This is a genomic window from Micromonospora sp. WMMD729, assembly GCF_049315225.1.
Classification (GTDB): Bacteria; Actinomycetota; Actinomycetes; order Mycobacteriales; family Micromonosporaceae; genus Micromonospora.
In genome coordinates, this window is sequence record NZ_CP186059.1 from 2201153 (window position 1) to 2224581 (window position 23429).

General features: G+C 71.7%; 20 protein-coding genes. 15 read left to right on the forward strand and 5 right to left on the reverse strand.

Annotation, left to right across the window (positions count from 1 at the left end; all coding sequences use genetic code 11):
* The first annotated feature begins 104 nt into the window (after positions 1-104).
* A complete protein-coding gene (locus ACN263_RS10135; protein WP_422739546.1) occupies positions 105-1370 on the forward strand; it encodes an MFS transporter in 1266 nt (421 codons plus the stop codon).
* A gap of 80 nt (positions 1371-1450) precedes the next feature.
* Here ACN263_RS10135 and ACN263_RS10140 read toward each other — a convergent pair whose 3' ends face one another.
* Complete coding sequence (locus ACN263_RS10140; RefSeq protein ID WP_422739547.1) at positions 1451-2308, reverse strand: SPFH domain-containing protein; 858 nt, start codon at positions 2306-2308, stop codon at positions 1451-1453.
* A gap of 215 nt (positions 2309-2523) precedes the next feature.
* Here ACN263_RS10140 and ACN263_RS10145 point away from each other — a divergent pair, with 215 nt between their 5' ends.
* The 3 genes from ACN263_RS10145 to ACN263_RS10155 all read left to right on the forward strand — a co-directional run bounded on the left by ACN263_RS10145 (position 2524) and on the right by ACN263_RS10155 (position 5487).
* Positions 2524-3177: a transcriptional regulator gene (locus ACN263_RS10145; RefSeq protein ID WP_422739548.1), complete on the forward strand. Its 654-nt coding sequence runs from the start codon at positions 2524-2526 to the stop codon at positions 3175-3177.
* Between the two features lie 121 nt (positions 3178-3298).
* Positions 3299-4867 (forward strand): MFS transporter, encoded by a 1569-nt coding sequence (locus tag ACN263_RS10150; RefSeq protein ID WP_422739549.1) that lies wholly within the window; start codon positions 3299-3301, stop codon positions 4865-4867.
* 11 nt (positions 4868-4878) lie between these two features.
* Positions 4879-5487: a TetR/AcrR family transcriptional regulator gene (locus ACN263_RS10155; RefSeq protein ID WP_422739550.1), complete on the forward strand. Its 609-nt coding sequence runs from the start codon at positions 4879-4881 to the stop codon at positions 5485-5487.
* Positions 5488-5527: 40 nt separating this feature from the next.
* On the opposite strand, the gene ACN263_RS10160 is transcribed toward ACN263_RS10155, so the two are convergent.
* Positions 5528-7447, reverse strand: a complete 1920-nt coding sequence (locus tag ACN263_RS10160) for a helix-turn-helix domain-containing protein (protein WP_422739551.1) — start codon at positions 7445-7447, stop codon at positions 5528-5530.
* Positions 7448-7461: 14 nt separating this feature from the next.
* On the reverse strand, positions 7462-8244 hold the full coding sequence (locus tag ACN263_RS10165; RefSeq protein ID WP_422739552.1) for a 3-hydroxybutyrate dehydrogenase: 783 nt from the start codon (positions 8242-8244) through the stop codon (positions 7462-7464).
* 349 nt (positions 8245-8593) lie between these two features.
* On the opposite strand from ACN263_RS10165, the gene ruvC reads away from it, so the two are divergent.
* From ruvC to ACN263_RS10205, 8 genes are all read left to right on the forward strand, one after another.
* Positions 8594-9121 (forward strand): crossover junction endodeoxyribonuclease RuvC, encoded by a 528-nt coding sequence (ruvC, locus tag ACN263_RS10170; protein ID WP_210821188.1) that lies wholly within the window; start codon positions 8594-8596, stop codon positions 9119-9121.
* Positions 9118-9720 (forward strand): Holliday junction branch migration protein RuvA, encoded by a 603-nt coding sequence (ruvA, locus tag ACN263_RS10175; RefSeq protein ID WP_421475873.1) that lies wholly within the window; start codon positions 9118-9120, stop codon positions 9718-9720. Before ruvC ends, ruvA begins: the two co-directional genes overlap by 4 nt.
* Entirely contained in the window at positions 9717-10784 is a 1068-nt protein-coding gene (gene ruvB, locus ACN263_RS10180) for a Holliday junction branch migration DNA helicase RuvB (protein WP_422739553.1), read from the forward strand. Before ruvA ends, ruvB begins: the two co-directional genes overlap by 4 nt.
* A 138-nt stretch (positions 10785-10922) precedes the next feature.
* Entirely contained in the window at positions 10923-11261 is a 339-nt protein-coding gene (gene yajC / locus ACN263_RS10185; protein WP_422739554.1) for a preprotein translocase subunit YajC, read from the forward strand.
* Positions 11262-11545: 284 nt separating this feature from the next.
* Positions 11546-13459 (forward strand): protein translocase subunit SecD, encoded by a 1914-nt coding sequence (gene secD / locus ACN263_RS10190; RefSeq protein WP_422739555.1) that lies wholly within the window; start codon positions 11546-11548, stop codon positions 13457-13459.
* 1 nt (position 13460) lies between these two features.
* On the forward strand, positions 13461-14654 hold the full coding sequence (secF, locus tag ACN263_RS10195; RefSeq protein WP_422739556.1) for a protein translocase subunit SecF: 1194 nt from the start codon (positions 13461-13463) through the stop codon (positions 14652-14654).
* A gap of 206 nt (positions 14655-14860) precedes the next feature.
* Positions 14861-15427, forward strand: coding sequence for an adenine phosphoribosyltransferase (locus ACN263_RS10200; protein ID WP_422739557.1), 567 nt, complete (start codon positions 14861-14863; stop codon positions 15425-15427).
* Positions 15428-15628: 201 nt separating this feature from the next.
* Complete coding sequence (locus ACN263_RS10205; protein ID WP_422739558.1) at positions 15629-18154, forward strand: RelA/SpoT family protein; 2526 nt, start codon at positions 15629-15631, stop codon at positions 18152-18154.
* Positions 18155-18223: 69 nt separating this feature from the next.
* Here ACN263_RS10205 and ACN263_RS10210 read toward each other — a convergent pair whose 3' ends face one another.
* Together ACN263_RS10210 and ACN263_RS10215 are read right to left on the reverse strand one after the other, a co-directional pair.
* On the reverse strand, positions 18224-19063 hold the full coding sequence (locus tag ACN263_RS10210; RefSeq protein ID WP_422739559.1) for a peptidylprolyl isomerase: 840 nt from the start codon (positions 19061-19063) through the stop codon (positions 18224-18226).
* A gap of 58 nt (positions 19064-19121) precedes the next feature.
* Entirely contained in the window at positions 19122-20000 is an 879-nt protein-coding gene (locus ACN263_RS10215; RefSeq protein WP_422739560.1) for a peptidylprolyl isomerase, read from the reverse strand.
* 266 nt (positions 20001-20266) lie between these two features.
* Between ACN263_RS10215 and ACN263_RS10220 the strand changes: the two genes are divergently transcribed.
* From ACN263_RS10220 to ACN263_RS10230, 3 genes are all read left to right on the forward strand, one after another.
* On the forward strand, positions 20267-20977 hold the full coding sequence (locus ACN263_RS10220) for an MBL fold metallo-hydrolase (protein WP_422739561.1): 711 nt from the start codon (positions 20267-20269) through the stop codon (positions 20975-20977).
* A gap of 73 nt (positions 20978-21050) precedes the next feature.
* Complete coding sequence (gene hisS, locus ACN263_RS10225; protein WP_422739562.1) at positions 21051-22379, forward strand: histidine--tRNA ligase; 1329 nt, start codon at positions 21051-21053, stop codon at positions 22377-22379.
* A gap of 71 nt (positions 22380-22450) precedes the next feature.
* The gene (locus ACN263_RS10230; RefSeq protein ID WP_422739563.1) at positions 22451-23392 is read left to right on the forward strand and encodes an acyl-ACP desaturase; all 942 of its coding nucleotides are present in this window, start codon (positions 22451-22453) and stop codon (positions 23390-23392) included.
* Positions 23393-23429: the final 37 nt, after the last annotated feature.

A 23429-nucleotide genomic window follows, 5' to 3' on the forward strand; every position in this document is an offset into this window, starting at 1 on the left:
CCCGCTGTGGGACCATGCCGGGGTGCTCCGTGATCCGGGCAGCGGCGCTGCGTCATCCGCGGGTGAGGTGGATGGCCGACCCGATCGGGTGAGGTGCTGAAGGCGTGCTCGAGCTGTTGCGGGACCTGACCTACCTGAAGTACTGGCTGGCGGTGGTGGTGTCGTTCCTGGGCGACGCCATGTCCAGGATCACCCTGATCTACGTCGCGGCGACGCTCGTGGACAACCCCGCCGTGATCGCACTCGTCATCATGGCGCAGTTGCTGCCGTCCGGAGTCCTCGGTGCGTTCATCGGACCGCTGGCCGACCGCGTCTCGAAGCGCGTGCTGTTGATCGGTGCCGACCTGGGCCGCATCGTCATCGTGCTGGCGATGATTCCGGCGCTGCGATCGGTGAGCCTGCTGCTGGTGCTCATCCTGCTGGAGGGCGTCGGCAAGGCGTTCTTCGAGACGGCGCGGATCGCCGCGATCCCGAAGATCATCGGATCGCCGCAGCGCATTCCGGCCGCCGTCACCCTGTTCCAGAGCACCAACCACACGTTGAACCTGCTCGGCCCGGCTCTCGGCGGCCTCCTGCTGGTCATCGGCAATGTGTCGGTGGTGATGATGATCAACGCGGCGACGTTCGCCGGCTCGGCGCTCCTGCTGGCCGCCATGCCCGTCCTGCGGGAGGTCCCGACGGCCGCAGCCGGCGGCCACGAACCGTACTGGCAGGCGCTGCGCACCGGCGTCCGGGCCGTGCTGAGCGTTGCGTCGTTGCGGTTCCTGGCGGCGTTCCTGGTGCCCATCATGGTGGTGCTGGGCCTGTTCACCACCAACTTCAACGCTCAGCTGCTGATGGTCTTCGACCTGCCGGCACTCGAGTACGGCGTGGCCCAGGCCGTGTTCGGGGGCGGCTGTGTGATCGGAGCGCTGCTCGGCCCGGCCATGATGAGGAGGCTGCCGGCCGGGCGCGCACTCGTCGTCTCGGTCGGGTTGTTCGCGCTGACGTTGCTGGCGCTCGCCCCCGTCGACGGCCTCACCGGCCGGGCCGAGCTGGCCGGCGCCGCGACCTGGTGCCTGCTCACCGGCATCTCCTCCAGCCTGCTACAGGTGCCGATCGCCACCGCGATCCTGCGGGACCTCGGGGAGGAGGTCCGGGGCCGGGGCGTCGGGCTGATCAACTCGATCATGGTGCTGCTGACCATCGCCGGGGTCGGTCTGGGCGGACTGATCGCCACCGCCTGGGGCGTCACCGCGTCCATCATCGTGGCGGGCGTCGCGCTGATCGTCGCGACGGCCGTCTTCGTTCGGCCGGCGCTTCGCCTCGGTACGGCCCGGCCGGGGCCAACTCCGGCCGCTCCGGACCGGGTGGCGGCCGGCCGGGACTGACCCGCCTGTCGCCCTGTCGCCACCGCAGCAACGCCGGTGGTCGTCGGCCCACCCCGCCCCGGGTGGGCCGACAACCGGTGTCACTTTCCGGTGACGATGCCGGGATTGATGCACAGGCCCGGGTTGGCGCCGTTCTTCTCGGCGATCTCCAGGCAGCGGGTGACCTTGTCGACCTTCGCGTTGGTCTCGGTGATCTGCTTGGAGATCTCGGCGTTCTTGCGGTCCTGTTCCAGGTTGCGGGTCTGCGCCAGCTTGTCCTGGAACGCCTTGATGTTGCCCTCGGTCTTGTCGTCGTGGTTGACCCGGGTGATGGTCACCGACAGGATGTCGACGTCGGTGGCGAGGCGGCTCTCCGCGCTGGTCTTGATGTTCGCCGCGAACGGCTTGAGGTCGACGTTCAGGTCACCGGTCCGGGCGTCGATCTTCTCGAGGGGGTTGTACGCGGCGAACGCGTCGTTGACCGCGCTGTCGAGCTGCACGCCCACCCGCTGCCCCCGGAAGCTGACGAAGTCGCCCTTGTAGTCCATGAACTGCTTGGGCGCGTTCTCCGGCTTGACCTGCCATTCCACCAGCACTTCGACACAGGCGTCGGCGAGCGTTCCGGTGCGCACCCGGACGCAGTTGTTTCCGCCGATGTGGTCGTACTTCTGCCGTCCCGCGTCCCACTCGCCGACCTTCTGCCAGGGGGCCACCCACTTCAGGCCCGAGCCGGTCACCTCGCCGGTGGGCTTACCGAAGCTGGTCACGATGCCGACCGAGCGGATCGGCACCGAGTGGGCGCTGGAGGCGAGACCGACCACCACGCTGAGGGTGAGGAAGCCGAGCGCGGCGAGGGCGGACATCCGCTTCAGCGAGCGGGCGGGGGCGACGAGCGCGGCGACGGCGCTGACGACCAGGGCGACGGCGAGGACGATCGCCATGGTGAAGCCGACGGGCATGGGGTGGACACCTTCCGGAGGGCTGTGTGGATCATCAACGTAAGCGGTCCGGTCAAGTCGTCCGGAGTGTGCGGTGGGGTCCGTGCCCTGGTCGGTCCGGACGGGCGCAGCACCGCCGGCGGTGGGGCCGCCGCCGGTAAATTCGCGCCGGGCGCATCCGCCGCGCCTGGTCGCGGCGAACCCTGGGTAGAGAACACCTACCCGGGGGTACGTCTGTGCTGACCGATCCGATGCCGGCCGACGCCGTGCAGACCGCGCTCAAGCGGGTCTCGCTGGCGGCCGAGGACCTGGACGGTAACCGTGTCGCCTCGCTCATGCTGGAGTTGGCCGCCGAGTGGGGCGTGCCGGCGCTCTGGGAGCAGGTCTGCCAGCCGCTGCTGACGCCGTTGTCCGGGCGCGACGCCGCGCAGATCGCCGTGGAACACGCCCTGTCCGAGGGTGTCCGGGTGGGGCTGGACGTGCACCGCCGGGAGCCCGGGCGGTCCCTGCCGACCGGCGGGGTGCTGCTGGCCGGTGCCGAGCGGGAGGCGCACTCACTCGGCCTGCACGCCCTCGCCGCGGCCCTGCGGGAGCGGGGACGCGGCTGCCTGCACCTGGGGCCCGCGCTGCCGTGGTCCGCGCTGACCAGCGCCGTGCACCGCGCTCGTCCGTACACCGTGGTGTTGTGGTCGCAGACGCCGGTCACCGGCCGCGCGTACCGATTGGTGCGTTTCGCGCGTGAATTTCCCGGCCTGCGCGTCTACGGCGCAGGGCCGGGCTGGATCGAACCGCTCGCCGCGCCCGCCGCTCACCTGAGCGCGCTGCCGGCCGCCGTGGCCGCCTGTCTGGCCGCGCCCGAGCCGGGGGAGCGGTGTCGCGCCGAGACGTGACGCCGACCACTTGCGATACGAAACAGTTCCGTATCGTTAATGGCGGTCGTAGTCTGATCGCCGTTACGAGTCTGGCCCGTATCGTATTGCGGAACGGGTGCAACCGGGGGGAGAACCGGGCATGGAGCTGCACGACAACACGGGACACCCGAGGAGGTGGGCGATCCTGGGGGTGCTGGTGATCAGCCTCCTCGTCGTCGTCCTCGACAACACGATCCTCAACGTCGCCCTACGGACCCTGGCCGACCCGGTGCACGGCCTCGGCGCCAGCCAGGGCGAGCTGGAATGGGCCATCAACTCCTACACGCTGGTCTTCGCCGGCCTGCTGTTCACCTTCGGGGTGCTCGGCGACCGGGCCGGCCGCAAGCGCTTCCTCATGATCGGCTTGGCGCTGTTCGGCCTGGCGTCGCTGCTCTCCGCGTACGCCGACAGCCCCGCGCAGCTCATCGCGGCCCGTGCCCTGATGGGCGTCGGCGGCGCGGCGATCATGCCGGTGACGCTCTCGATCATCTCCAACGTCTTCGACCCGCGCGAGCGCGGCCGGGCCATCGGCGTCTGGGCCGGCGCGGTCGGCCTCGCCGTGGCGATCGGCCCGATCCTCGGCGGCACGCTGCTGGAGCACTTCTGGTGGGGCTCGGTCTTCCTGATCAACGTGCCCGTGGTCGCCGCCGGCGTGATCCTGGTGGCGCTGCTCGTCCCCGAGTCGCGTGACCCCCGCCCCGGCCGCGTCGACCTGCTCGGCGTCCTGCTCTCCGTGGTCGGCCTGGTGGCCCTCTCCTACGGCATCATCGACGGTGGTGAGCACGGCTTCGACCGTCCGGTCGCCTGGGGCTCGATCCTGGTGGGCCTCGCCGTGCTGGCCTGGTTCGTGCGGCACGAACTCCGCTCCGACCACCCGTCGCTGGACGTCCGGCTGTTCAAGGTGCCGCGCTTCGCCGCGCCGGTGGCCATCGTCGGTCTGGTGTTCTTCGCCGCGATGGGCGTGATGTTCTTCAGCTCGTTCTACCTGCAGCTGGTCCGCGACTACAGCCCGCTGCAGACCGGCCTGCTCTTCCTGCCCTTCGCCGGCGCCCAGCTGATCTTCGCGCCGCGCAGCGCCGCGATGGTCCGCCGCTACGGCGGCCGGGCGGTCGCCGCCGTCGGGCTGGGGCTGACGGTCGTGGCGCTGGCCGCGTTCGCCTTCATCGACGCGTCCACCCCGATCTGGCTGGTGCTCGTCGTCTTCTTCATCCAGGGCGTCGGGATGGCCAACATCATGCCGCCGGCCACCGAGTCCATCATGTCGGCGCTGCCCCGCGAGAAGGCCGGCGTGGGTTCCGCGGTGAGCAACACCGTCCGCCAGGTGGCCGGCGCGCTCGGCGTGGCCGTCCTCGGCTCGGTGCTCAGCGCGGTCTACCGCAGCGACGTCAGCGACGCGCTGACCGGCCTGCCCGCGCGGGCACAGGACGCGGCCAACGAGTCGATCTCCGGGGCGTACGCGGCGGCCGGGCAACTCGGCCCGGCGGCGCCCACGCTGATCTCGGCGGCCAACGACGCCTTCGTCACCGCCATGCACTGGGCGGCGGCGCTGTCCGCGATCGTCGCGGCGCTCGGCATGCTGGTGGTGCTGCGCTGGATGCCGGGCCGCGAGGCCCTGACGACGTCGACGGCGGCGCCCGCCACCGAGCCCGAGTTGGCCGGCACGGCCTAGGTTCGGGAACAATGTCCGACATGACCTCCACCGCCGATGCTCCGCGGTCGCCCGGGCGACCGCGGAGCCTCCGCGCCGACGAGGCGATCGTCGAGGCGACCCTCGATCTGCTCGCCGAGGGCAGCACCATCGAGGCGCTCTCGATCGAGGCGATCGCCAACCGCGCCGGCGTCGGCAAGGCCACCATCTACCGCCGCTGGGCCGGCAAGGACGCGCTGCTGATCGACGCGCTGCGCCGACTCAAGGGCATCATGCCGCAGCCGGCCGGCCACTCCGTCCGGGACGACCTGCTCGTGCTGGTCAGCGCGGTCGGGCAGAACGTCGACCCCCGCGCGGCGAAGATCATGCCGTGCCTGGTGCCGGCGGTGAACCGCAGCCCGGACCAGTTCCAGCTCTACCAGAACATCATTGAGCCCCGGCGGCAGCTCATGCGCGAGGTGCTGCGACGCGGCATCGACGAGGGGCTGCTCCGCCCCGACATCGACGTCGAGGTCACCATGGCGCTGCTCACCGGACCGATGCTGATCCAACGCGTCCTGCAGTGGAATCCCGAGTTGGACGACCGCGAGCTGCCCACGCAGGTCGTCGACGCCGTCCTGGAGGGCATCCGCGCCCGCTGAGCGACCGTGCCCCGCCGGGCTGAGCTGACTGATCGTCGGGTCAGCCCGCCGGGGCGCGCAGCCGGTGCAGACGCAGTGCCAACTGCACCTCCAGCGCCCGTTCCGGACGCTGCCAGTCCGCGCCGAGCAGTTGCCCGACCCGCTCCAGCCGCTGGGTGACCGTGTTGACGTGCACGTGCAGTTGTTCGGCGGCCCGGGCCAGGCTGCCGCCCACCCCGAAGTACGCCTCCAGCGTCTTCACCAGCGCCGTCCCGCGCCGGGCGTCGTAGTCGAGGACCGGTCCGACCGTGGTGGCGAGGAACCGCGCCACGTCCTTGTCGCCCTGGTCGCCCACGGTGCCCAGCAGCAGGCCGACGAAGCCCAGCTCGGCGGTGCTCGCCCCCTGACCGGCACGGCCCAGCGCGCCGAGGGCGGTGAGGCAGCGGTCCGCCTCGTGGAACGTCCCCGCCAGCGCCCCGGGCCCGGTCGCCGGGCCGCTCGCCCCGGCGGTCACCGGCCGGCCCGTCACACGCGACAGGTCCCGCGCCACCGCGCGGGCGCTGCCGCCGGCGTCCTGACCCGGCAGCATCAGCACCACCCGACCGTCGCGCGCCGCCGCCAGGCCACCGCGCGCGGAGGCGTACGTGGTGGCCCAGGAGAGCACCCGCTGCCGCGCCGAACCGGTCGCCGCGATCGCGTCATCGCCCACCGCCACCAGCACGTGCGGCGCATCCAGGTCCACCCCCAGTCGACGCGCCCGACTGCGCAGCGCGTCCGTGTCGCGCAGCGGCCGGGCGATCAGGTCGTCCAGCAACTCGCCCCGGACCCGACCCTCCGCCTCGGCGACCGTCCGGCGGAACAGCAGCAGCAGGGCGGTCACCAGCGCGGCCCGCTCCAGGATGCGCTGGTCCGCGTCGACCAACTCGTCGTTGGGGCGCAGCACCAGGGCACCCAGGTTCTCCGTGCCGGCGACCACCGCCGCGTACCACAGCGGACCACGACGGACGCTGCGCCCCTCGGTCCGGGACGCGGCCACCGCCTCGACGATGTCCGCCCGCTCCGGCTCGTCGATCTCGCCGACCCGGGCCAGTAGGCGACCCTCGGCGTCCAACGCCAGCAGCGCCCCGCCCAGCACGTCGGTCACCGCCGCCGCCACGTCCTCGACGCCACCGCCGCGCAGCACCAACGCCGTCATCCGGTCGTGCGCCGCCGCGGCCCGCTCCACCGAGCTGCTGTGCGCCCGGATGGTGGTGTTCGCCGCCGACAGCTCGGCCAGTGCCGAACGGGTCTCGGCCAGCAGCCGGGCCGTGTCGATCGCCACCGCGGCGTGCGCGGCCAGGGAGACCAGCAACGCCACCTCCTCCCGGGCGAACGGCCGGGCCGAACGGTTGGCGGCGTAGAGCACCCCGATCGAGGTGGAGCCGAGCCGCAGCGGCACCCCGAGGATCGCCACCAGGCCCTCCTCGCCCACGCCGGCATCGATCTCCCCGGTGTGGTGGAAGCGCGCGTCCTCGCCGTAGTTCGCGGTGACGTACGGCGCGCCGGACTGGGCCACCAGACCACCCAGGCCGGCGCCCATCGGCAGCCGCAGCCGCTGGAAGCGGGCCGAGACCGACCCGTCGGTGACCCGCATGTAGGTGTCGCCGCGCTCGTCGTCGTTGAGCGTCATGTACGCCACGTCCGCGCCGAGCAGGTTCCGCGCCCGGTGCACGATCGCCCGCAGCACGTCGTCCAGGTCGCGCAGGCCGGCCAGGTCACTGACCGTGTCGTACAGGCCGGACAGCTCGGTCTCCCGGCGGCGCCGGCGCTCCAGCAGCGCACGTACCCGCAACGCCACCGTCTTGGCCTGCTCCAGCTCGGCCAGCCGGTCCGGCGGCACACCCGCGGCCCGTGCGGCCACCAGCGGGCCCTCGAACTCCACCGCGGCGGCCTCACGGGCGAGCAGTTCCAGGAACTCCACCGGCGACGACATGGTCGACATTGTGCGCGGACCCACTAGTTGGCCGTCCAGCCCCCGTCGAGCGCGATCGACGCGCCGGTGATGAAGGCCGCCGGCGGCGAGCAGAGGTACGCCAGCAACTCGGCCACCTCCTCCGGCTCGATCAGCCGTTTGACGGCCGCCCGGGCCAGCATGATCTTCTCGACGACCTCGGTCTCCTCGATCCCGTGGCTGGCCGCCTGGTCGGCGATCTGGCTCTCCACCAGGGCGGTCCGCACGTACGCCGGGTTGATGCAGTTCGCGGTCACCCCGTGCGCGGCGCCCTCCAGCGCCACCACCTTCGAGAGCCCTTCGAGGGCGTGCTTCGCCGAGACGTACGCCGCCTTGTACGGCGAGGCGCGCAGACCGTGCACCGACGAGATGTTGACGATCCGGCCCCAGCCCCGGGCGTACATGTGCGGCAGCGCCCGGCGGATCAGCAGGAACGGCGCCTCCACCATCACCCGCTGGATGTACTCGAAACGCTCGACCGGAAAGTCCTGCAACGGCGCCACATGCTGGAGCCCCGCGTTGTTCACCACGATGTCGACGTCGACGTCGAGGGAGTCCACGGCCGCCGGGTCGGCCAGGTCCACCCCCTCGGCGCGTCCGCCGGCCTGGGCGGCCACCGCCTTGGCCGCCTCCAGGTTGCGGTCCACCACGAGCACCTTCGCGCCGGCCGCGCCCAGGCGCAGGGCACACGCCCGCCCGATGCCGCTGCCGCCGCCGGTGACCAGGGCGGTCCGACCGGCGAGGTCGACCTGCACGACGTGGGGGACCGCCACGGGTTCTGCCGTCATGGCGCATGAAGTTACGAGCTGTGTGTCCACCCGCACATGGGCCGGAGCCACATACTCCCGGGCAAAGCTGTGTGCCCACCCGGCGCCGGGGGCAGCCCGGTCGGGCGCTCGTGGACCGTCGCCGTCGCCGTCGTCGTCGCCAAGATCCTCACAACTTCACCGATGTTGCTGTCTCCGGCGGCGCTGAGGCAGCAACATCCCGGAAGTTGTGAGGATCTTGGGCGCGGGGCGCGGGGCGCGGGGCGCGGGGCGCGGGGCGCGGGGCGCGGGGCGCGGGGTGTGTCCCGTGGGGGCGGTGGGGCAGGCGGGGGTTAGGGTGTCGAACACACGTACTGGGGGAGGGGGCGGCGTGCGGGTGCTGGGGGTCGATCCGGGATTGACGCGCTGTGGGGTGGGCGTCGTCGAGGGCGTGCCCGGTCGCCCCTGCACGCTTGTCGCCTACTACGTGGTCTACACGGACCCGGCCGACGACCTGGCGTTGCGGCTGCTGCACCTGGACCGGTCGCTGACCGAGTTGGTGGCCAAGCACGAGCCGGAGAGTGTCGCCGTCGAGCGGGTGTTCAGTCAGCACAACGTCCGTACGGTGATGGGCACCGCCCAGGCCAGTGGCATCGCGGTGCTGGCCGGGGCGCGGGCCGGGTTGCCGGTGCAGACGTACACCCCGAGTGAGGTGAAGGCGGCGGTGACCGGTTCCGGTCAGGCCGACAAGGCGCAGATGACCGCGATGGTGACCCGGCTGCTGCGGTTGGCCGAGCCACCGAAACCGGCGGACGCCGCCGACGCGCTCGCCCTGGCCATCTGCCATGTGTGGCGGGGCGGTACCCGTTCCAAGCTGGCCGCCGCGGCCGACCGGGCACGACGAGGAGGAGCACGATGATCGCCAGCGTGCGCGGCACGGTGACCGCGACGGGTCCTGATCTGGCTGTGATCGAGGTCGGCGGTGTCGGCCTGGCCGTGCACTGCGCGCCGGGCACGCTCGCCGAGTTGCGGGTGGGGCAACCGGCGCGGCTGGCGACCAGCCTGGTGGTCCGGGAGGACTCGCTGACCCTGTACGGGTTCGCCGACGACGACGCCAAGGCGCTGTTCGAGCTGTTGCAGACGGCGAGTGGGGTCGGCCCGCGGCTGGCCCAGGCTGTGCTGGCCGTGCACACGCCGGACGCGGTGCGCAAGGCCATCGCGAACGCCGACACCGCCGCGCTGACCCGGGTGCCCGGGATCGGCAAGAAGGGCGCCGAGCGCCTGGTGCTGGAGTTGCGCGACCGCATCGGCCCGGTGTCGATCGGCGCCGACGGGGCCGGTGGCGTGACCGGCGGCGCGTGGCCCGACCAGGTTCGGCAGGCGCTCGTGGGTCTGGGCTGGACGGCCGGGCAGGCGGACCAGGCGGTGGCCGCCGTGGCGGAGACGATCGACGGGGCCACCCCGCCCGTGCCGGTCCTGCTCAAGCAGGCCATCCGGCTGCTGGGCCGGACCCGATGAGCGAGACCGACGGGCTCGTCTCGGCGTACGTCAGCGATGCCGAGCGGGACGCGGAGGCCACCGTACGGCCCCGACGGTTGGCGGAGTTCATCGCCCAGGACCGGGTGCGTGACCAGCTCGACCTGCTGTTGCAGGGCGCCATGCGGCGGGGGTCGCCGCCGGACCACATCCTGCTCTCCGGGCCGCCCGGGCTGGGCAAGACGAGCCTCGCGAACATCGTCGCCGCCGAGCTGGGCGCGGGCATCCGGGTGACCAGCGGCCCGGCGATCGAACGCTCGGGTGACCTGGCGGCGATCCTGACCAGCCTGGCCGAGGGCGACGTGCTCTTCATCGACGAGATCCACCGGATCGCCCGGCCGGCCGAGGAGCTGCTCTACAGCGCGATGGAGGACTTCCGGGTCGACGTGGTGGTCGGCAAGGGGCCGGGCGCGACCGCGATTCCGCTGGACGTCGAGCCGTTCACCCTGGTCGGCGCGACCACCCGTTCGGGTCTGTTGACCGGACCCATGCGGGACCGGTTCGGTTTCGTCGCGCACCTCGACTTCTACGCCCCGGCGGATCTGGAGACGCTGTTGCACCGGTCGGCGCGCATCCTCGGGGTGCCGATCACCGCGGACGGCGCGGCGGAGATCGCCGGCCGCTCCCGGGGCACGCCCCGGATCGCGAACCGGCTGTTGCGCCGGGTCCGCGACTACGCCGAGGTCCGCGCCGACGGTGTGGTCACCCTCGGCACCGCCCGCAAGGCCCTCACGGTGTACGACGTCGACGCGCTCGGCCTGGACCGGCTCGACCGGGCGGTGCTGACCGCCCTGGTGGACTCGTTCCGGGGCGGCCCGGTCGGGTTGTCCACCCTCGCCGTGGCGGTGGGGGAGCAGCCGGACACGGTCGAGGAGGTCTGCGAGCCGTTCCTGGTGCGGGCCGGCCTGCTGGCGCGTACGCCCCGGGGACGGGTGGCCACCGAGGCCGCCTGGCTCCATCTGGGGCGTACCCCGCCGAATGGTACATTTGGGGCGGATGTCCCGCCAGCACCCGATCTGTTCTCCATGGATACCGATCAGCCGTAATGTGAACGTGATCTGTGCCGCATTCGGTGTTCTCAGGTGCAGGGATTAGACTTCGCCGCGGTCTGTACAGGATGTGAGAATCCGCCTCCGCTCCGGCACCCCCCGTGCCGCCAGGAGGCCAATGGGAAGGCAGTAACCGTGCAATACCTTGCAGCGGGTGGTGGAGCCGGTGGCTTCACGCCGATCCTGATGATCGTCCTGCTCTTCGGCGTCATGTACTTCATGATGATCCGTCCGCAGCAGAAGCGTCGCCGCGAAGCCGAGGCCATGCAGTCCGCGCTCGGCCCGGGCGACGAGGTCGTCACCATCGGCGGGCTCTACGGCACGGTCACCGGCGTCGAGGACGACGCCGTCCTGCTCGAGATCGCTCCCGGCGTCCAGACCCGGTACGCCCGTCCGGCCATCGCCCGGGTGGTCACCCGCGCGGAGCTGCCGAGCGAGCCGGTCACCGAGGACGTGGACACCGTCAAGGAGTGACCGCCCCGCAGGGGGTCGACGGTTCCGGCGGTACGGCCGGCCGACGGACTCCCCGGGGTGCCGCGCCCGAACGGGGCAGCGGACGTGACGTGAAAACTGGATAGTTGGGTCGACGCCGGGCGTCGGCACGTTCCCGTGGCCGTCGGCGTTCCCGTGCCGGCGTGTCCGGCCACTGTGTCGGCACCCCGTCGGCGCAGGTCAAACCGTTGGCCGGGACCCCCGGCCCGACACTCGCCGCCGCCGCCGCGTGCAGCGGCGCGACCGTACAGGGAGACAGGACAACCGTGGCACCACCTCAGGGACAGATGCGCCCCGGCCGGCAACTCGCCGTGCTCGGGCTCATCTTCGTCGTCCTCTACCTTCTGGTGTTCTTCGCGGGCGGTGCCAGCGGCAGCTTCAAGGACCGGCTGGAGCCACGGCTCGGCCTGGACCTGATCGGCGGCACCCGGGTCACGCTGGAGGCGACCAACTCCGTCGACGGCAAGCCCCCGACGGCGGACAACCTCGAGGAGGCCCGCCAGATCATCGAGAGCCGGGTCAACGCGTTCGGCGTGGCCGAGGCCGAGGTGGTCACCGAGGGCAACCGGAACATCGTCATCTCCCTGCCCGGTGAGAACCGGGACCTCACCGACGTGGGCAGCGCCGCCGAGCTGCGCTTCCGCAAGGTGCTCAAGGCCGCCGACGGCAGCGGGACGGCCGTCGCGCCGCCGGCCGCCACCCCGGCTCCGGGCAGCGTCACCCCGTCCGGCACCCCCTCGGGCAGCGCCGCGCCGAAGGTGACCCCGTCGGCGACCGGCGAGGCGAAGGTCAGCCCGTCGGCCAGCGGTGGGCAGGGCGGGATGGCGCCCGCGCCGACCGCCAGCGCCACGCCGACCCCGTCGGCCTCGGCGAGCGCCGCGCCGTCGGCGAGCGCCAGCACCGAGCCGGTGCCCGCGAGCATCGAGGAGCAGCGCAAGGCCGTCGAGCAGAAGGTCGGGGCCGCCGCCTGGCAGGCCGCGAGCGGACTGCAGGCCCCCGCCGACCTGAGCGCCGACCCGTCGCTGGGTGACAAGCTCAAGCCGTTCAGCACGCTGAGCCCGCAAGAGGTGGCCGTGCTGCCGGCGCAGATGCAGTTCAACGTGCCGACGATCGGGTGCGCGCAGCTCGACAAGCGCCCGCCGGCGTCGATCTCCGACCCGAAGCAGCAGGTCGTCTCCTGCGAGGACGGCGCGTCGAAGTACCTGCTCGACCAGGCCAAGGTGCTGGGCACCGACGTGGACGACGCCGACGCGGTGCTCGACCAGACCAACGCCTGGGTGGTCAGCCTCGACTTCACCGGCGACGGCCAGGGCAAGTGGACGGCGCTCACCCGCGAGGCGTTCAACAACGAGGGTCAGGCCTGTGACGCCACCGCGCTGGGCCAGGACGGCAAGTGCCGGGTCGCCGTCGTGCTGGACAACGAGATCGTGTCGTCGCCGGAGATCCAGGGCGTGCTGACCGGCAACTCGCAGATCACCGGCCAGTTCACCCAGAAGGACGCCAGCACCCTCGCCGGCCAGCTCCGGTACGGCGCGCTGCCGGTGACCTTCGAGCAGCAGGAGGCGCAGAACGTCACCGCCACCCTGGGCGCCAGCCACCTGCGGGCCGGTCTGCTCGCGGCCGGCATCGGCATGCTGCTGGTCATCATCTACGCGTTCTTCTACTACCGGCTGCTCGGTTCGGTCATTTTCCTGAGCCTCATCCTCTCCGCGCTGCTGGTCTTCGGCGCGCTGGTGGTGCTCGGCCGGCAGATCGGCTTCACGCTCACCCTCGCCGGCATCGCCGGCATGATCGTCTCACTCGGTGTGGCGGCGGACTCGTTCGTCATCTACTTCGAACGACTCAAGGACGAGATCAGAGAGGGCCGCAGCCCGCGCAGCGCGGTGCCCCGCGCCTGGATCCGGGCCCGCCGGACGATCATCTCGGCCAACGCGATCACGCTGCTCTCCGCGGTGGTGCTCTACGTGGTGTCGGTCGGCACGGTCAAGGGCTTCGCGTTCGCGCTCGGCCTGGCCACGGTGCTGGACCTGGTCGTGGTCTTCCTCTTCCGGCACCCGATCATGACGATGTTCGCCCGGACCCGGGCGTTCCTGTCCCCGCGGGTCAGCGGCCTGGGCCGGGCGCTTCCGGCCCGCAGCCAGCAGACTCAGCCCCGCAACCCGCGCGCCAAGGAGGCCTGAGATGGCTCAAAACGGTTTGGCGAGCCGCCTCTACAACGGCGAGGCCGGTCTCAACATCGTCGGTCGCCGCAAACTGTGGTTCGGCGTCGCCGGTGCCCTGATCCTGGTCGCGATCCTCAGCTTCGCGCTGCGGGGTTTTAGCCTCGGCATCGAGTTCGCCGGTGGTAACTCGTTCCAGGTGCCGGCCAGCGTCGGCACCCTGGACGACGCCGAGCGTGAGGTCAACTCGGCCCTGGCGGCCGAGAACACGGGCGTCGAGGTGGCCACCACGCAGAAGGTGGGCGGCCCGGGCGGCGACTCGTACGAGCTGCGGACGCCGCAGCTCACCGTCGAGCAGGCCAACGCGGTCAAGGCCCAGATCGCCGACGACCTGAACATCAACGCCAACGAGATCAGCAGCAACCAGGTCAGCGAGGCGTGGGGCAGCCAGGTGACCGAGCGCGCGGTGCTCGGCCTGATCATCTTCATCGCGCTGGTGATGGTCTACCTGATCCTGCGCTTCGAGTGGCGGATGGCCGTCGCGGCGGTCTCGTCGCTGTTCATGAACCTGATCCTCACCGCCGGCATCTACTCGCTGGTCGGCTTCGAGGTCACCCCGTCGACGATCATCGGCTTCCTCACGATCCTGGGCTTCGCGCTCTACGACGTGGTGGTGGTCTTCGACAAGGTGCAGGAGAACACGCGGGGCATCACCGCCAACAACAACCTGACGTACGGCGAGGCGGCCAACCTGGCCGTCAACCAGAGCCTCATGCGGTCGCTGAACACCTCCGTGGTGGCGCTGCTGCCCGTCGGTGGTCTGCTCTTCATCGGCGCCGGCCTGCTCGGTGCCGGCACCCTGAAGGACCTCGGCCTGGTGCTGTTCGTCGGTATGGCGGTGGCGTTCCTGACCTCCATCCTGGTGGCGACGCCGCTGCTGGCGCTGCTGAAGAACTACGACCCGCGCATCCAGGCGCACAACAAGCGGGTGCAGTCCCGCCGCGGCGCGTTGGGCCGGGGCGAGACCACCGGCGGCAAGGTCGCCCCGACCCCGGTCAACGGGGACGCGGCCGACGTGATCGACCCGGAGTCCGCGGCGCTGGCCGGCGCGGCACCCAAGGTGGGTTCGCGACCGGCGGGCAAGCGGCCGACCGGCGCGCGGGGCGGTCGCCCCGGCGGCGGCGGTAACCGGCCCGGTGGCGCCAAGCGCCGCTGACCGGCCGCAGCGCCAGGCGGCGCTGACCGACCGCAGCGCCAGGCGGCGCTGACCGGCCGGGTGGCGCCCACCCGGCCAAAGGCTGAGCGTCAGCCGCCAAGGACCGGCCCCGGGGCTGACCCGGGAGGAAACGCCCGGACGGCGTCCGGCATGCTGTGCGAGCAGCATGCCGGACGCCGTCGTCGTTGGAAGGGAACGCAACAGCCGTGACGGAGACCCACAGCACCGCCCCGCGCGGGGACAGCGGCCCGGAGGCCGCCCGACTGGTGGCCAGCCGGGTGCTGGACGTGCCGGACTTCCCCAAGCCCGGTGTCCTGTTCAAGGACCTGATGCCGCTGTTCGCCGACGGCAAGGCGTTCCGCGAGGTCGTCGACGGGATCGTCGCGTACCACGGGCGGGACGCGTTCGACGTGGTGGTCGGCATCGAGGCGCGGGGGTTCGTCGTGGCGGCGGCCGTCGCGTACGCGGCCGGGGTGGGTGTCGTGCCGGTGCGCAAGGCCGGCAAACTGCCCCGTCCGGCGCACTCGGTCTCATACGCCCTCGAGTACGGCGAGGCCACCCTTGAGGTGCACGAGGACGCCTTCACCGCCGGTCACCGGGTGCTCGTCGTCGACGACGTGCTGGCCACCGGGGGTACCGCCGAGGCGACGTTGGACCTGGTCGAGCGGGCCGGCGGTACGGTGACGGGCTTCACCGTACTCTTGGAGCTTGGTTTCCTGGGCGCCCGGGAGCGGCTGACGCCACGCCCGGTCCATGCCCTGCTGACCGTTTGATCCTTACCCCGATCGCGGTCTGGCGGGTGCCGACCAGGCCGGGCCGGTCGTCGGGGCGTCGACCGTCCGGCGGAGCGGCAGGGGACCGTGCGTGCGGGTAGCATTGCCCATTGCTGACGCCGGCGGTGCGCCGTCCGGCGACGCGAGACCAGGCCGGCCGACACACGGCCGGCGTGTTTCCGGCGAGCGGTGAGGAGGCCGGTGTCCCACGATGTCGTCCCTCCGGCGGAGGGCACGGTGCACCCCACAGGCGACGCTGACGGCTCGGTGACCGACCGGAACGGCGACGCGCCGGCCCGGGTGACGGGCACCGACAACGGCTCCGGCAGGGCTCCTGCCGACGGCGCGACGGCCCCGACCGGTGTCGCGGCGAGCGCCGTCGAGGCGTCGCCCGGCGCGGACGGGGTGGTGGTGCCGTTCCCGACCGACGCCGGCGTCGACCCGTCGCCGAGCGGTGGTTTCGGGCTCTCCAACGCCCCCACCGGCCGGCGGGTCCGCGCCCGCCTGGCCCGGTTCAACGCCCCCTGGCAGACCTCGCAGGTCAGCGAGGTGCTGGAGCCGCTCATCGCCAGCCACCGGGAGAACCACCCGAAGGCGGACGCGCGGCTGCTCCAGCGTGCCTTCGACACGGCCGCACGGTGGCACTCCGGGCAGTACCGCAAGTCCGGCGACCCGTACATCACGCACCCGCTCGCCGTCGCGACCATCCTGGGCAACCTGGGGATGGACACCACGACGCTGGTGGCCGCGCTGCTGCACGACACGATCGAGGACACCGAGTACACCCTCGACGCGATGCGCGCCGACTTCGGCGGCGAGGTCGCCCTGCTGGTCGACGGCGTCACCAAGCTGGACAAGGTCAAGCTGGGCGACGCGGCCAAGGCCGAGACGATCCGCAAGATGGTCGTGGCGATGGCCAAGGACCCGCGGGTGCTGGTGATCAAGCTGGCCGACCGGCTGCACAACATGCGTACGCTCTCCTTCCTGCCGGCGCCCAAGCGCGAGCAGAAGGCCAAGGAGACCCTGGAGATCCTCGCGCCGCTGGCCCACCGCCTCGGTATGAACACGATCAAGTGGGAGCTGGAGGATCTGGCCTTCGGCACGCTGTTCCCGAAGCGGTACGAGGAGATCAACCGGCTGATCGGTGAGCACCAGCCGCAGCGTGAGTCGCTGCTGCGGCAGGTCACCCAGAAGGTGGGCACCGACCTCAAGGCCGCCAAGATCAAGGCGGAGACGACCGGTCGGCCGAAGCACCTCTACTCGATCTACCAGAAGATGATCGTGCGGGGTCGCGACTTCAACGACATCTACGACCTGGTGGGTGTGCGGATCCTGGTCGACACGGTGCGGGACTGCTACGCGGCGCTCGGTGTGATCCACGCCAACTGGCAGCCGGTGCCGGGCCGGTTCAAGGACTACATCGCGATGCCCAAGTTCAACATGTACCAGTCGTTGCACACGACGGTCATCGGGCCCACCGGCAAGCCGGTGGAGATGCAGATCCGCACGTACGCGATGCACCGCACCGCCGAGTTCGGCATCGCCGCGCACTGGAAGTACAAGGAGCACAAGGGCACCCAGATCGTCGGCCCGCCGGCGCACATCGACGAGATGACCTGGCTGCGGCAGTTGCTCGACTGGCAGCGCGAGGCCGCCGACCCGAGCGAGTTCCTGGACGCGCTGCGCTTCGACCTGTCCAGCCAGGAGGTGTACGTCTTCACCCCCAAGGGTGACGTCATCCCGCTCCCGACCGGGTCGACGCCTGTGGACTTCGCGTACGCGGTGCACACCGAGGTCGGGCACAAGTGCATCGGCGCACGGGTCAACGGCAAGCTGGTGCCCCTGGAGTCGACGCTGTCCAACGGCGACGTGATCGAGATCTTCACGTCGAAGTCCGAGACGGCCGGCCCGACGCAGGACTGGCTGGGCTTCGTCAAGAGCCCGCGCGCCCGCACCAAGATCCGCCAGTACTTCAACAAGGAGCGGCGCGAGGAGGCGATCGAGGCCGGCAAGGACGCGATCGTCAAGGCGATGCGCAAGCAGGGCATGCCCCTGCAACGGATGCTCACCTCCGACGCGCTGATGTCGATCGCCCGGGACCTGCACCTCGCCGACGTGGCGTCGCTGTACGCGGCGGTCGGCGACAGTCAGGTCTCCGCGCAGTCGGTGGTGCAGAAGCTGATGGCCGCGTACGGCGGCGAGGAGGGCGCGGCGGAGGACATCGCCGAGACCGCCGTCGCCACCCGGCCGCCCCGCAGCCGCCAGAGCAGCAGCGACCCGGGCGTGGTGGTCCGGGGCGTCAGCGACGTCTGGATCAAGCTGGCCCGCTGCTGCACCCCGGTCCCACCGGACACCGTGTTCGGCTTCGTCACCCGCTCCGGCGGGGTGAGCGTGCACCGCGACGACTGCGCCAACGCGGAGGACCTGCGGGCGCAGGCCGAGCGGGTGGTGGAGGTGAGCTGGAAGCTGACGTCGGCCTCCACGTTCCTGGTGGCGATACAGGTCGAGGCACTGGACCGGCACAAACTGCTCGCCGACGTCACCCGGGTGCTCTCCGACGAGCGGGTCAACATCCTCTCGGCGACCGTCACCACCACCCGCGACCGGGTGGCGGTGAGCCGGTTCAGCTTCGAGATGGCCGACCCGAAGCACCTGGGCCACCTGCTGGCCACCGTCCGCAAGGTCGACGGCGTGTTCGACGCGTACCGGGTCACCTCCGGCGCCTGACACGTCGTACCCCGCACACGAGAGCGCCCGCCGGCTCAGCCGGCGGGCGCTTCGTCATCCTGGCGGGCGTCAGCCCTGCGGCGCGCTCATCGTGAGGGTCTTGATGACGACCTCCTTCTTCGGGTGGCCGCCGCCGGCCTGCTGCGCGAACGCCCCGTCGTCGCCGGCCTTGGCCACGTCCTTGACGATGTCCATGCCGCCGGTGATGGTGCCCAGCACGGTGTACGCCGGGTCGAGCGGCGAGTCGCCGTACACGATGAAGAACTGGCTGCCGGTGCTGCCGGGCTGACCGGAGTTGGCCATCGCGATGACACCCTCCGGGTACGGCGGGCGCTTGTCGGTGGGCAGGTTCTCCTCGGGCAGCCGGAAGCTCGGGCCACCCGTGCCGTCGGTGTCCCGCCAGCCCTTGCCGGTGGCGCTCGGGTCACCGCACTGGAGCACCTTGATGCCCTCGGTCACCAGCCGGTGGCACTTGGTGTTGTCGAAGAACTTCTTCTCGGCGAGGAGGCTGAACGCGCCCGCGGTGCACGGCACCTGGGACCGGTCGATCTTCGCGGTGATCGGGCCCAGGTTGGTGTCGATCGTCATGGTCTGCACACCGGTTGCCGACTGCTGGTTGCTCGGCACCCCGACGTCCTTGATCTGCGGGGACCGCTGGTCGGCGGGCATCGCGTTGTAGACGCACTCGGACGCGCCGGGCGCCGACGCGGCGTTGTTGCCCTTGTCGTCGTCGCCGCCGAGGGCCATGGCCAGCCAGACGGTGCCGGCGACCACGAGCACCAGCGCGGCGGCCGCGCCGACGATCGCCTGCGTCTGACGGCGCTTGCGGGCCTTGGCCGACCGCTCGGCCATCTCCTTCTCGAGTCGGGCGCGTGCCGCCGCGCGCTGCCGCTCTCTGGTGGACGTCACGCCTGGATCCTCCTGGCTGTCTGCTGCGGGGTGCCGCTCGGTTGGGTGGGGCGACCGGTCAGCCGGCGCTCGGGCTGCTGGCCGGGGCGCCGGACGGCGGCGGTGCCGCGCCGGTGACCGGCTCGCCGACCGTGAGGCTCTGGATCACCACGTCGGTCTTGGGCTTGACCTTCGCCCCGGTCCCATTGTCCACGGTCGGCTGGGCACCGATCTTCTCCACCACGTCCAGCCCGCCGGTGACCTTGCCGATCACCGGGTACTTCGGGTCCGCGGTGGTGAAGTCCTTGAAGAAGATCAGGAACTGGCTGCCGTTGGTGCCCGGCGGGTTGGAGATCATCGCGACGGTCCCCTTGGGGTACGTCGGCGGTTGGCCGGGCGCGGGGCTGGCCGAGGGCGAGGCCGACGGCGCGGTCGGAACGTCCTCGTCGTAGAACGAGTAGGTGGGCCCGCCGAGGCCGGTGCCGCTCGGGTCACCGCAGCGCAGCGCGCCGTCGGTGGTGATCTCGTGGCACTTGGTGTTGTCGTAGAACGACCGGCTCGCCAGGTGGGCGATGCTCGCGGCGGCGCACGGCGAGCTGGTCAGGTTCAGCTCGGCGGTGATCGGTGCGCCCTGGTTGGTGGTGATGGTCATCGGCCGGGTGCCGTCGGTGGGCAGGCCCTTGGTCTCCGGCGTGCCGACGTCCTTGAGGTTGGTGTTCGCCGTCGCGTCCTGTGGCGTCCAGAGGCAGGTGTCCTCGGCCGCCGTGTTCTGCTTCGGGTCGGAGTCGAACGCCCCGAGCGCCCACGCCGAGCCGGCCACGATCACCGCGAGGACCAGGAAGGCGCCGACACCGGCCTGGATCTGCCGACGACGCCGCGTGGCGGCCGCCCGGCGGGCCATCTGCCGGTCGAGCTTGGCCCGCGCCAGTTTGCGCTGCCGGTCCCTGCTGGAAGCCACAGGTGCTCCCCTTTCTTCGCCTGATCGTCACCGGCGGCCGGCCCTTGCGGCCCGTCCGGGCGTCGCGTGTGCCGCGCCACACGCCCGCCAGAGTGTACGGCTAGTGACTGGGAAAGTGGTGTACGAGGTGCACCCCGTGCCGAGCAGCGCTTATCGGAGGTTGTCACTGTGCCGCCCGGGGCGCGTGGGACGGACGCGGCAAACTCGTTCGGCCCGCCCGATAGGCTGCTGGGCAGGACGACAGCTCGACGGAGAGGACAGCGCCCGTGCTCGTGGCCGGCTTTCCCGCGGACGCCTTCGGCACCAACTGTTACGTGGTCGCCACCGCGCCGGGGGAGCAGTGCGTGGTGGTCGACCCCGGCATCGGGGTGCTCGACCAGCTCGACGCGCTGCTCGCCGAGCACCGCCTGCATCCGGCCGCCGTGCTGCTCACCCACGGCCACCTGGACCACACGTTCTCGGTGGCGCCGGTCTGCGACGCCCGGGGGATCACCGCGTACGTGCACCCCGGCGACCGGGAGATGCTCGCCGACCCGGCCAAGGGTCTCTCGGCGGACCTGACGTCGCTCTTCGGCGGTCGGCTGAGCTACAGCGAGCCGGAGGACGTGGCCGAGCTGACCGACGGCGCCACGCTCACGCTCGCCGGCCTGGAGATCGCTGTCGACCACGCCCCGGGCCATACCGGCGGGTCGGTGCTGTTCCGGCTGCCGGGCGCGGGCTCGGGCTGGGAGGCGGACGAGATCTGCCTCTCCGGCGACGTGCTCTTCGCCGGCTCGATCGGCCGCACCGACCTGCCCGGCGGCAGCATGCCGGCCATGCTCGCCAGCCTGCGCGACAAGATCCTCCCGCTGGCCGACGACACCGTCGTGCTGCCCGGCCACGGCCCGAGCACCACCATCGGCCGCGAGCGCGCCAGCAACCCGTACCTCGTCGAGGTGGCCAGCACGTCGCCGGCCGCGCCCACCCGGGGCCTGTAGCTCTCCCGTCCGCGCCGCGCGCGGACCCACGACACCACCGCGCCGCGGGCGCGGAACCCGCAAGGAGTACGCCATGAGCAAGCCCACGCCCATCTCCGGGTTCCCGGAGTGGACCCCCGGCCAGCGGATGATCGAGCAGTTCGTGCTCGACAAGATCCGCAACACGTTCGAGCTGTACGGGTTCGCCCCGTTGGAGACCCGCGCGGTGGAACCGCTGGACCAGCTCCTGCGCAAGGGGGAGACCTCCAAGGAGGTCTACGTGATCCGGCGGCTGCACGCCGACGCCGAGAGCGGCGGCGGTGACGACCAGCTCGGGCTGCACTTCGACCTGACCGTGCCGTTCGCCCGCTACGTGGTGGAGAACGCCGGCAAGCTGGCTTTCCCGTTCCGCCGCTACCAGATCCAGAAGGTGTGGCGGGGGGAGCGGCCGCAGGAGGGCCGCTACCGGGAGTTCGTCCAGGCCGACATCGACATCGTCGACCGGGACACCCTGGCCCCGCACCACGAGGCGGAGATGCCGCTGGTCATCGGGGACGCGCTGCGCGCCCTGCCCATCCCACCGGTCACCATCCAGGTCAACAACCGCAAGATCTGGGAGGGCTTCTTCCGGGGCGTCGGGGTGACCGATCCGGAGGCGGCGCTGCGTACCGTCGACAAGCTCGACAAGATCGGCCCGGCGAAGGTGGTCGAGCTGCTGGTGGAGACCGCCGGGGCGAGCGAGGCGCAGGCCAAGGCGTGCCTCGCGTTGGCCGAGATCTCCGCGCCGGACGCCTCGTTCGCCGACGCGGTACGCGCGCTCGGCGTGACCGACCCGCTGCTCGACGAGGGCCTCGACGAGCTGGTCCGGGTGGTGGAGACCGCTGCCGGGCACATGCCCGGCCTCTGCGTGGCCGACCTGCGCATCGCCCGTGGGCTGGACTACTACACCGGCACGGTGTACGAGACCCAGCTGCGCGGCTACGAACGGTTCGGCTCGATCTGCTCCGGCGGCCGGTACGACAACCTGGCCACCGCGGGGGCCACCTCGTACCCCGGGGTGGGCATCTCGATCGGGGTGACCCGGCTGCTCGGGCTGCTGTTCGGCGCGGGGGAGCTGTCGGTCTCCCGGTCGGTGCCCACCTGTGTCCTGGTGGCGCTGGCGGACGAGGAGCACCGGGGGGCCAGTGACCAGATCGCGGCGGAACTGCGTCGGCGGGGGATCCCCACCGAGGTGTCGCCGAGCGCGGCCAAGTTCGGCAAGCAGATCCGGTACGCCGAGCGGCGGGGCATCCCGTACGTCTGGTTCCCGGGGGTCGACGGCGCGGCGGACGAGGTGAAGGACATCCGCTCCGGCGAGCAGGTCATGGCCGACGCGCAGGCCTGGAATCCGCCGGCGGGTGACCTGAAACCGGCGGTGAGTTGAGCGGTCCCACTGGCGCTCACGGTCGCGGGGACCTACGGTAGCGTAAGTTACGCCACCGTAGGGAGTTCTTCGTGACCGTGAGCACCACACTGAGCCAGACCGCCCTGCTCGTCGAGCTGGAGCCGGTAGTCGCGCGCAACCTGGACCGTCATCTCTCGCTGGCGAAGGAGTGGTTCCCGCACGAGTACGTGCCGTGGAGCGAGGGTCGTACGTTCGACGGGCCGCTCGGTGGTGAGGCGTGGTCACCCACCGACTCCACGATCCCGGACGTGGCGCGCACCGCGCTGATCGTGAACCTGCTGACCGAGGACAACCTGCCCTCGTACCACCACGAGATCGCCACCCTGTTCGGCCGCGACGGTGCCTGGGGTACCTGGGTGCACCGGTGGACCGCCGAGGAGGGCCGGCACGGTGTCGCCATCCGGGACTACCTGACCGTCAGCCGGGCCGTCGACCCGGTGGCGTTGGAGCGGGCCCGGATGACGCACATGTCCGCCGGCTACGTCAACGCGCACGACGACGAGGTGCTGCACTCGCTGGCGTACGTCTCGTTCCAGGAGCTGGCCACCCGCATCTCGCACCGCAACACCGGCAAGGCCACCGGTGACCCCGTCTGCGAGGCGCTGCTGGCCCGCGTCGCCGCCGACGAGAACCTGCACATGGTCTTCTACCGGAACCTGCTCGCCGCCGCGTTCGAGCTGGCCCCCAGCCAGGCCATGCGGGCCGTCGCGGACGTCGTCGCCGACTTCCAGATGCCCGGCAACGGCATCGACGGCTTCGCCCGCAAGTCCGTGGCGATCGCCCTGGCCGGCATCTACGACCTGCGTCAGCACCGCGACGAGGTGTTGCAGCCGGTGCTGCGCCAGTGGGACGTCTTCAACGTGACCGGCCTGAACGCCGACGGCGAAGCCGCGAGAGAGCAACTCGCCACACAGCTCGACGACCTGGACCGCGCCGCGTCCCGCTTCGAGGAGAAGCGCGCCGCCCGAGCCGCCCGCCTAGCCCCCCGCTAACCCCCTTACCCCACCCCGCACCCCCCCACGCGCCCCA

Coding starts and splice junctions, on each gene's coding strand:
- ACN263_RS10140 (WP_422739547.1), bottom strand. CDS start 2,308: ATGCCCGTCGGCTTCACCATGGCGATCGTCCTCGCCGTCGCCCTGGTC.
- ACN263_RS10150 (WP_422739549.1), top strand. CDS start 3,299: ATGGAGCTGCACGACAACACGGGACACCCGAGGAGGTGGGCGATCCTG.
- ACN263_RS10155 (WP_422739550.1), top strand. CDS start 4,879: ATGTCCGACATGACCTCCACCGCCGATGCTCCGCGGTCGCCCGGGCGA.
- ACN263_RS10160 (WP_422739551.1), bottom strand. CDS start 7,447: ATGTCGACCATGTCGTCGCCGGTGGAGTTCCTGGAACTGCTCGCCCGT.
- ACN263_RS10165 (WP_422739552.1), bottom strand. CDS start 8,244: ATGACGGCAGAACCCGTGGCGGTCCCCCACGTCGTGCAGGTCGACCTC.
- ruvA (WP_421475873.1), top strand. CDS start 9,118: ATGATCGCCAGCGTGCGCGGCACGGTGACCGCGACGGGTCCTGATCTG.
- ruvB (WP_422739553.1), top strand. CDS start 9,717: ATGAGCGAGACCGACGGGCTCGTCTCGGCGTACGTCAGCGATGCCGAG.
- secF (WP_422739556.1), top strand. CDS start 13,461: ATGGCTCAAAACGGTTTGGCGAGCCGCCTCTACAACGGCGAGGCCGGT.
- hisS (WP_422739562.1), top strand. CDS start 21,051: ATGAGCAAGCCCACGCCCATCTCCGGGTTCCCGGAGTGGACCCCCGGC.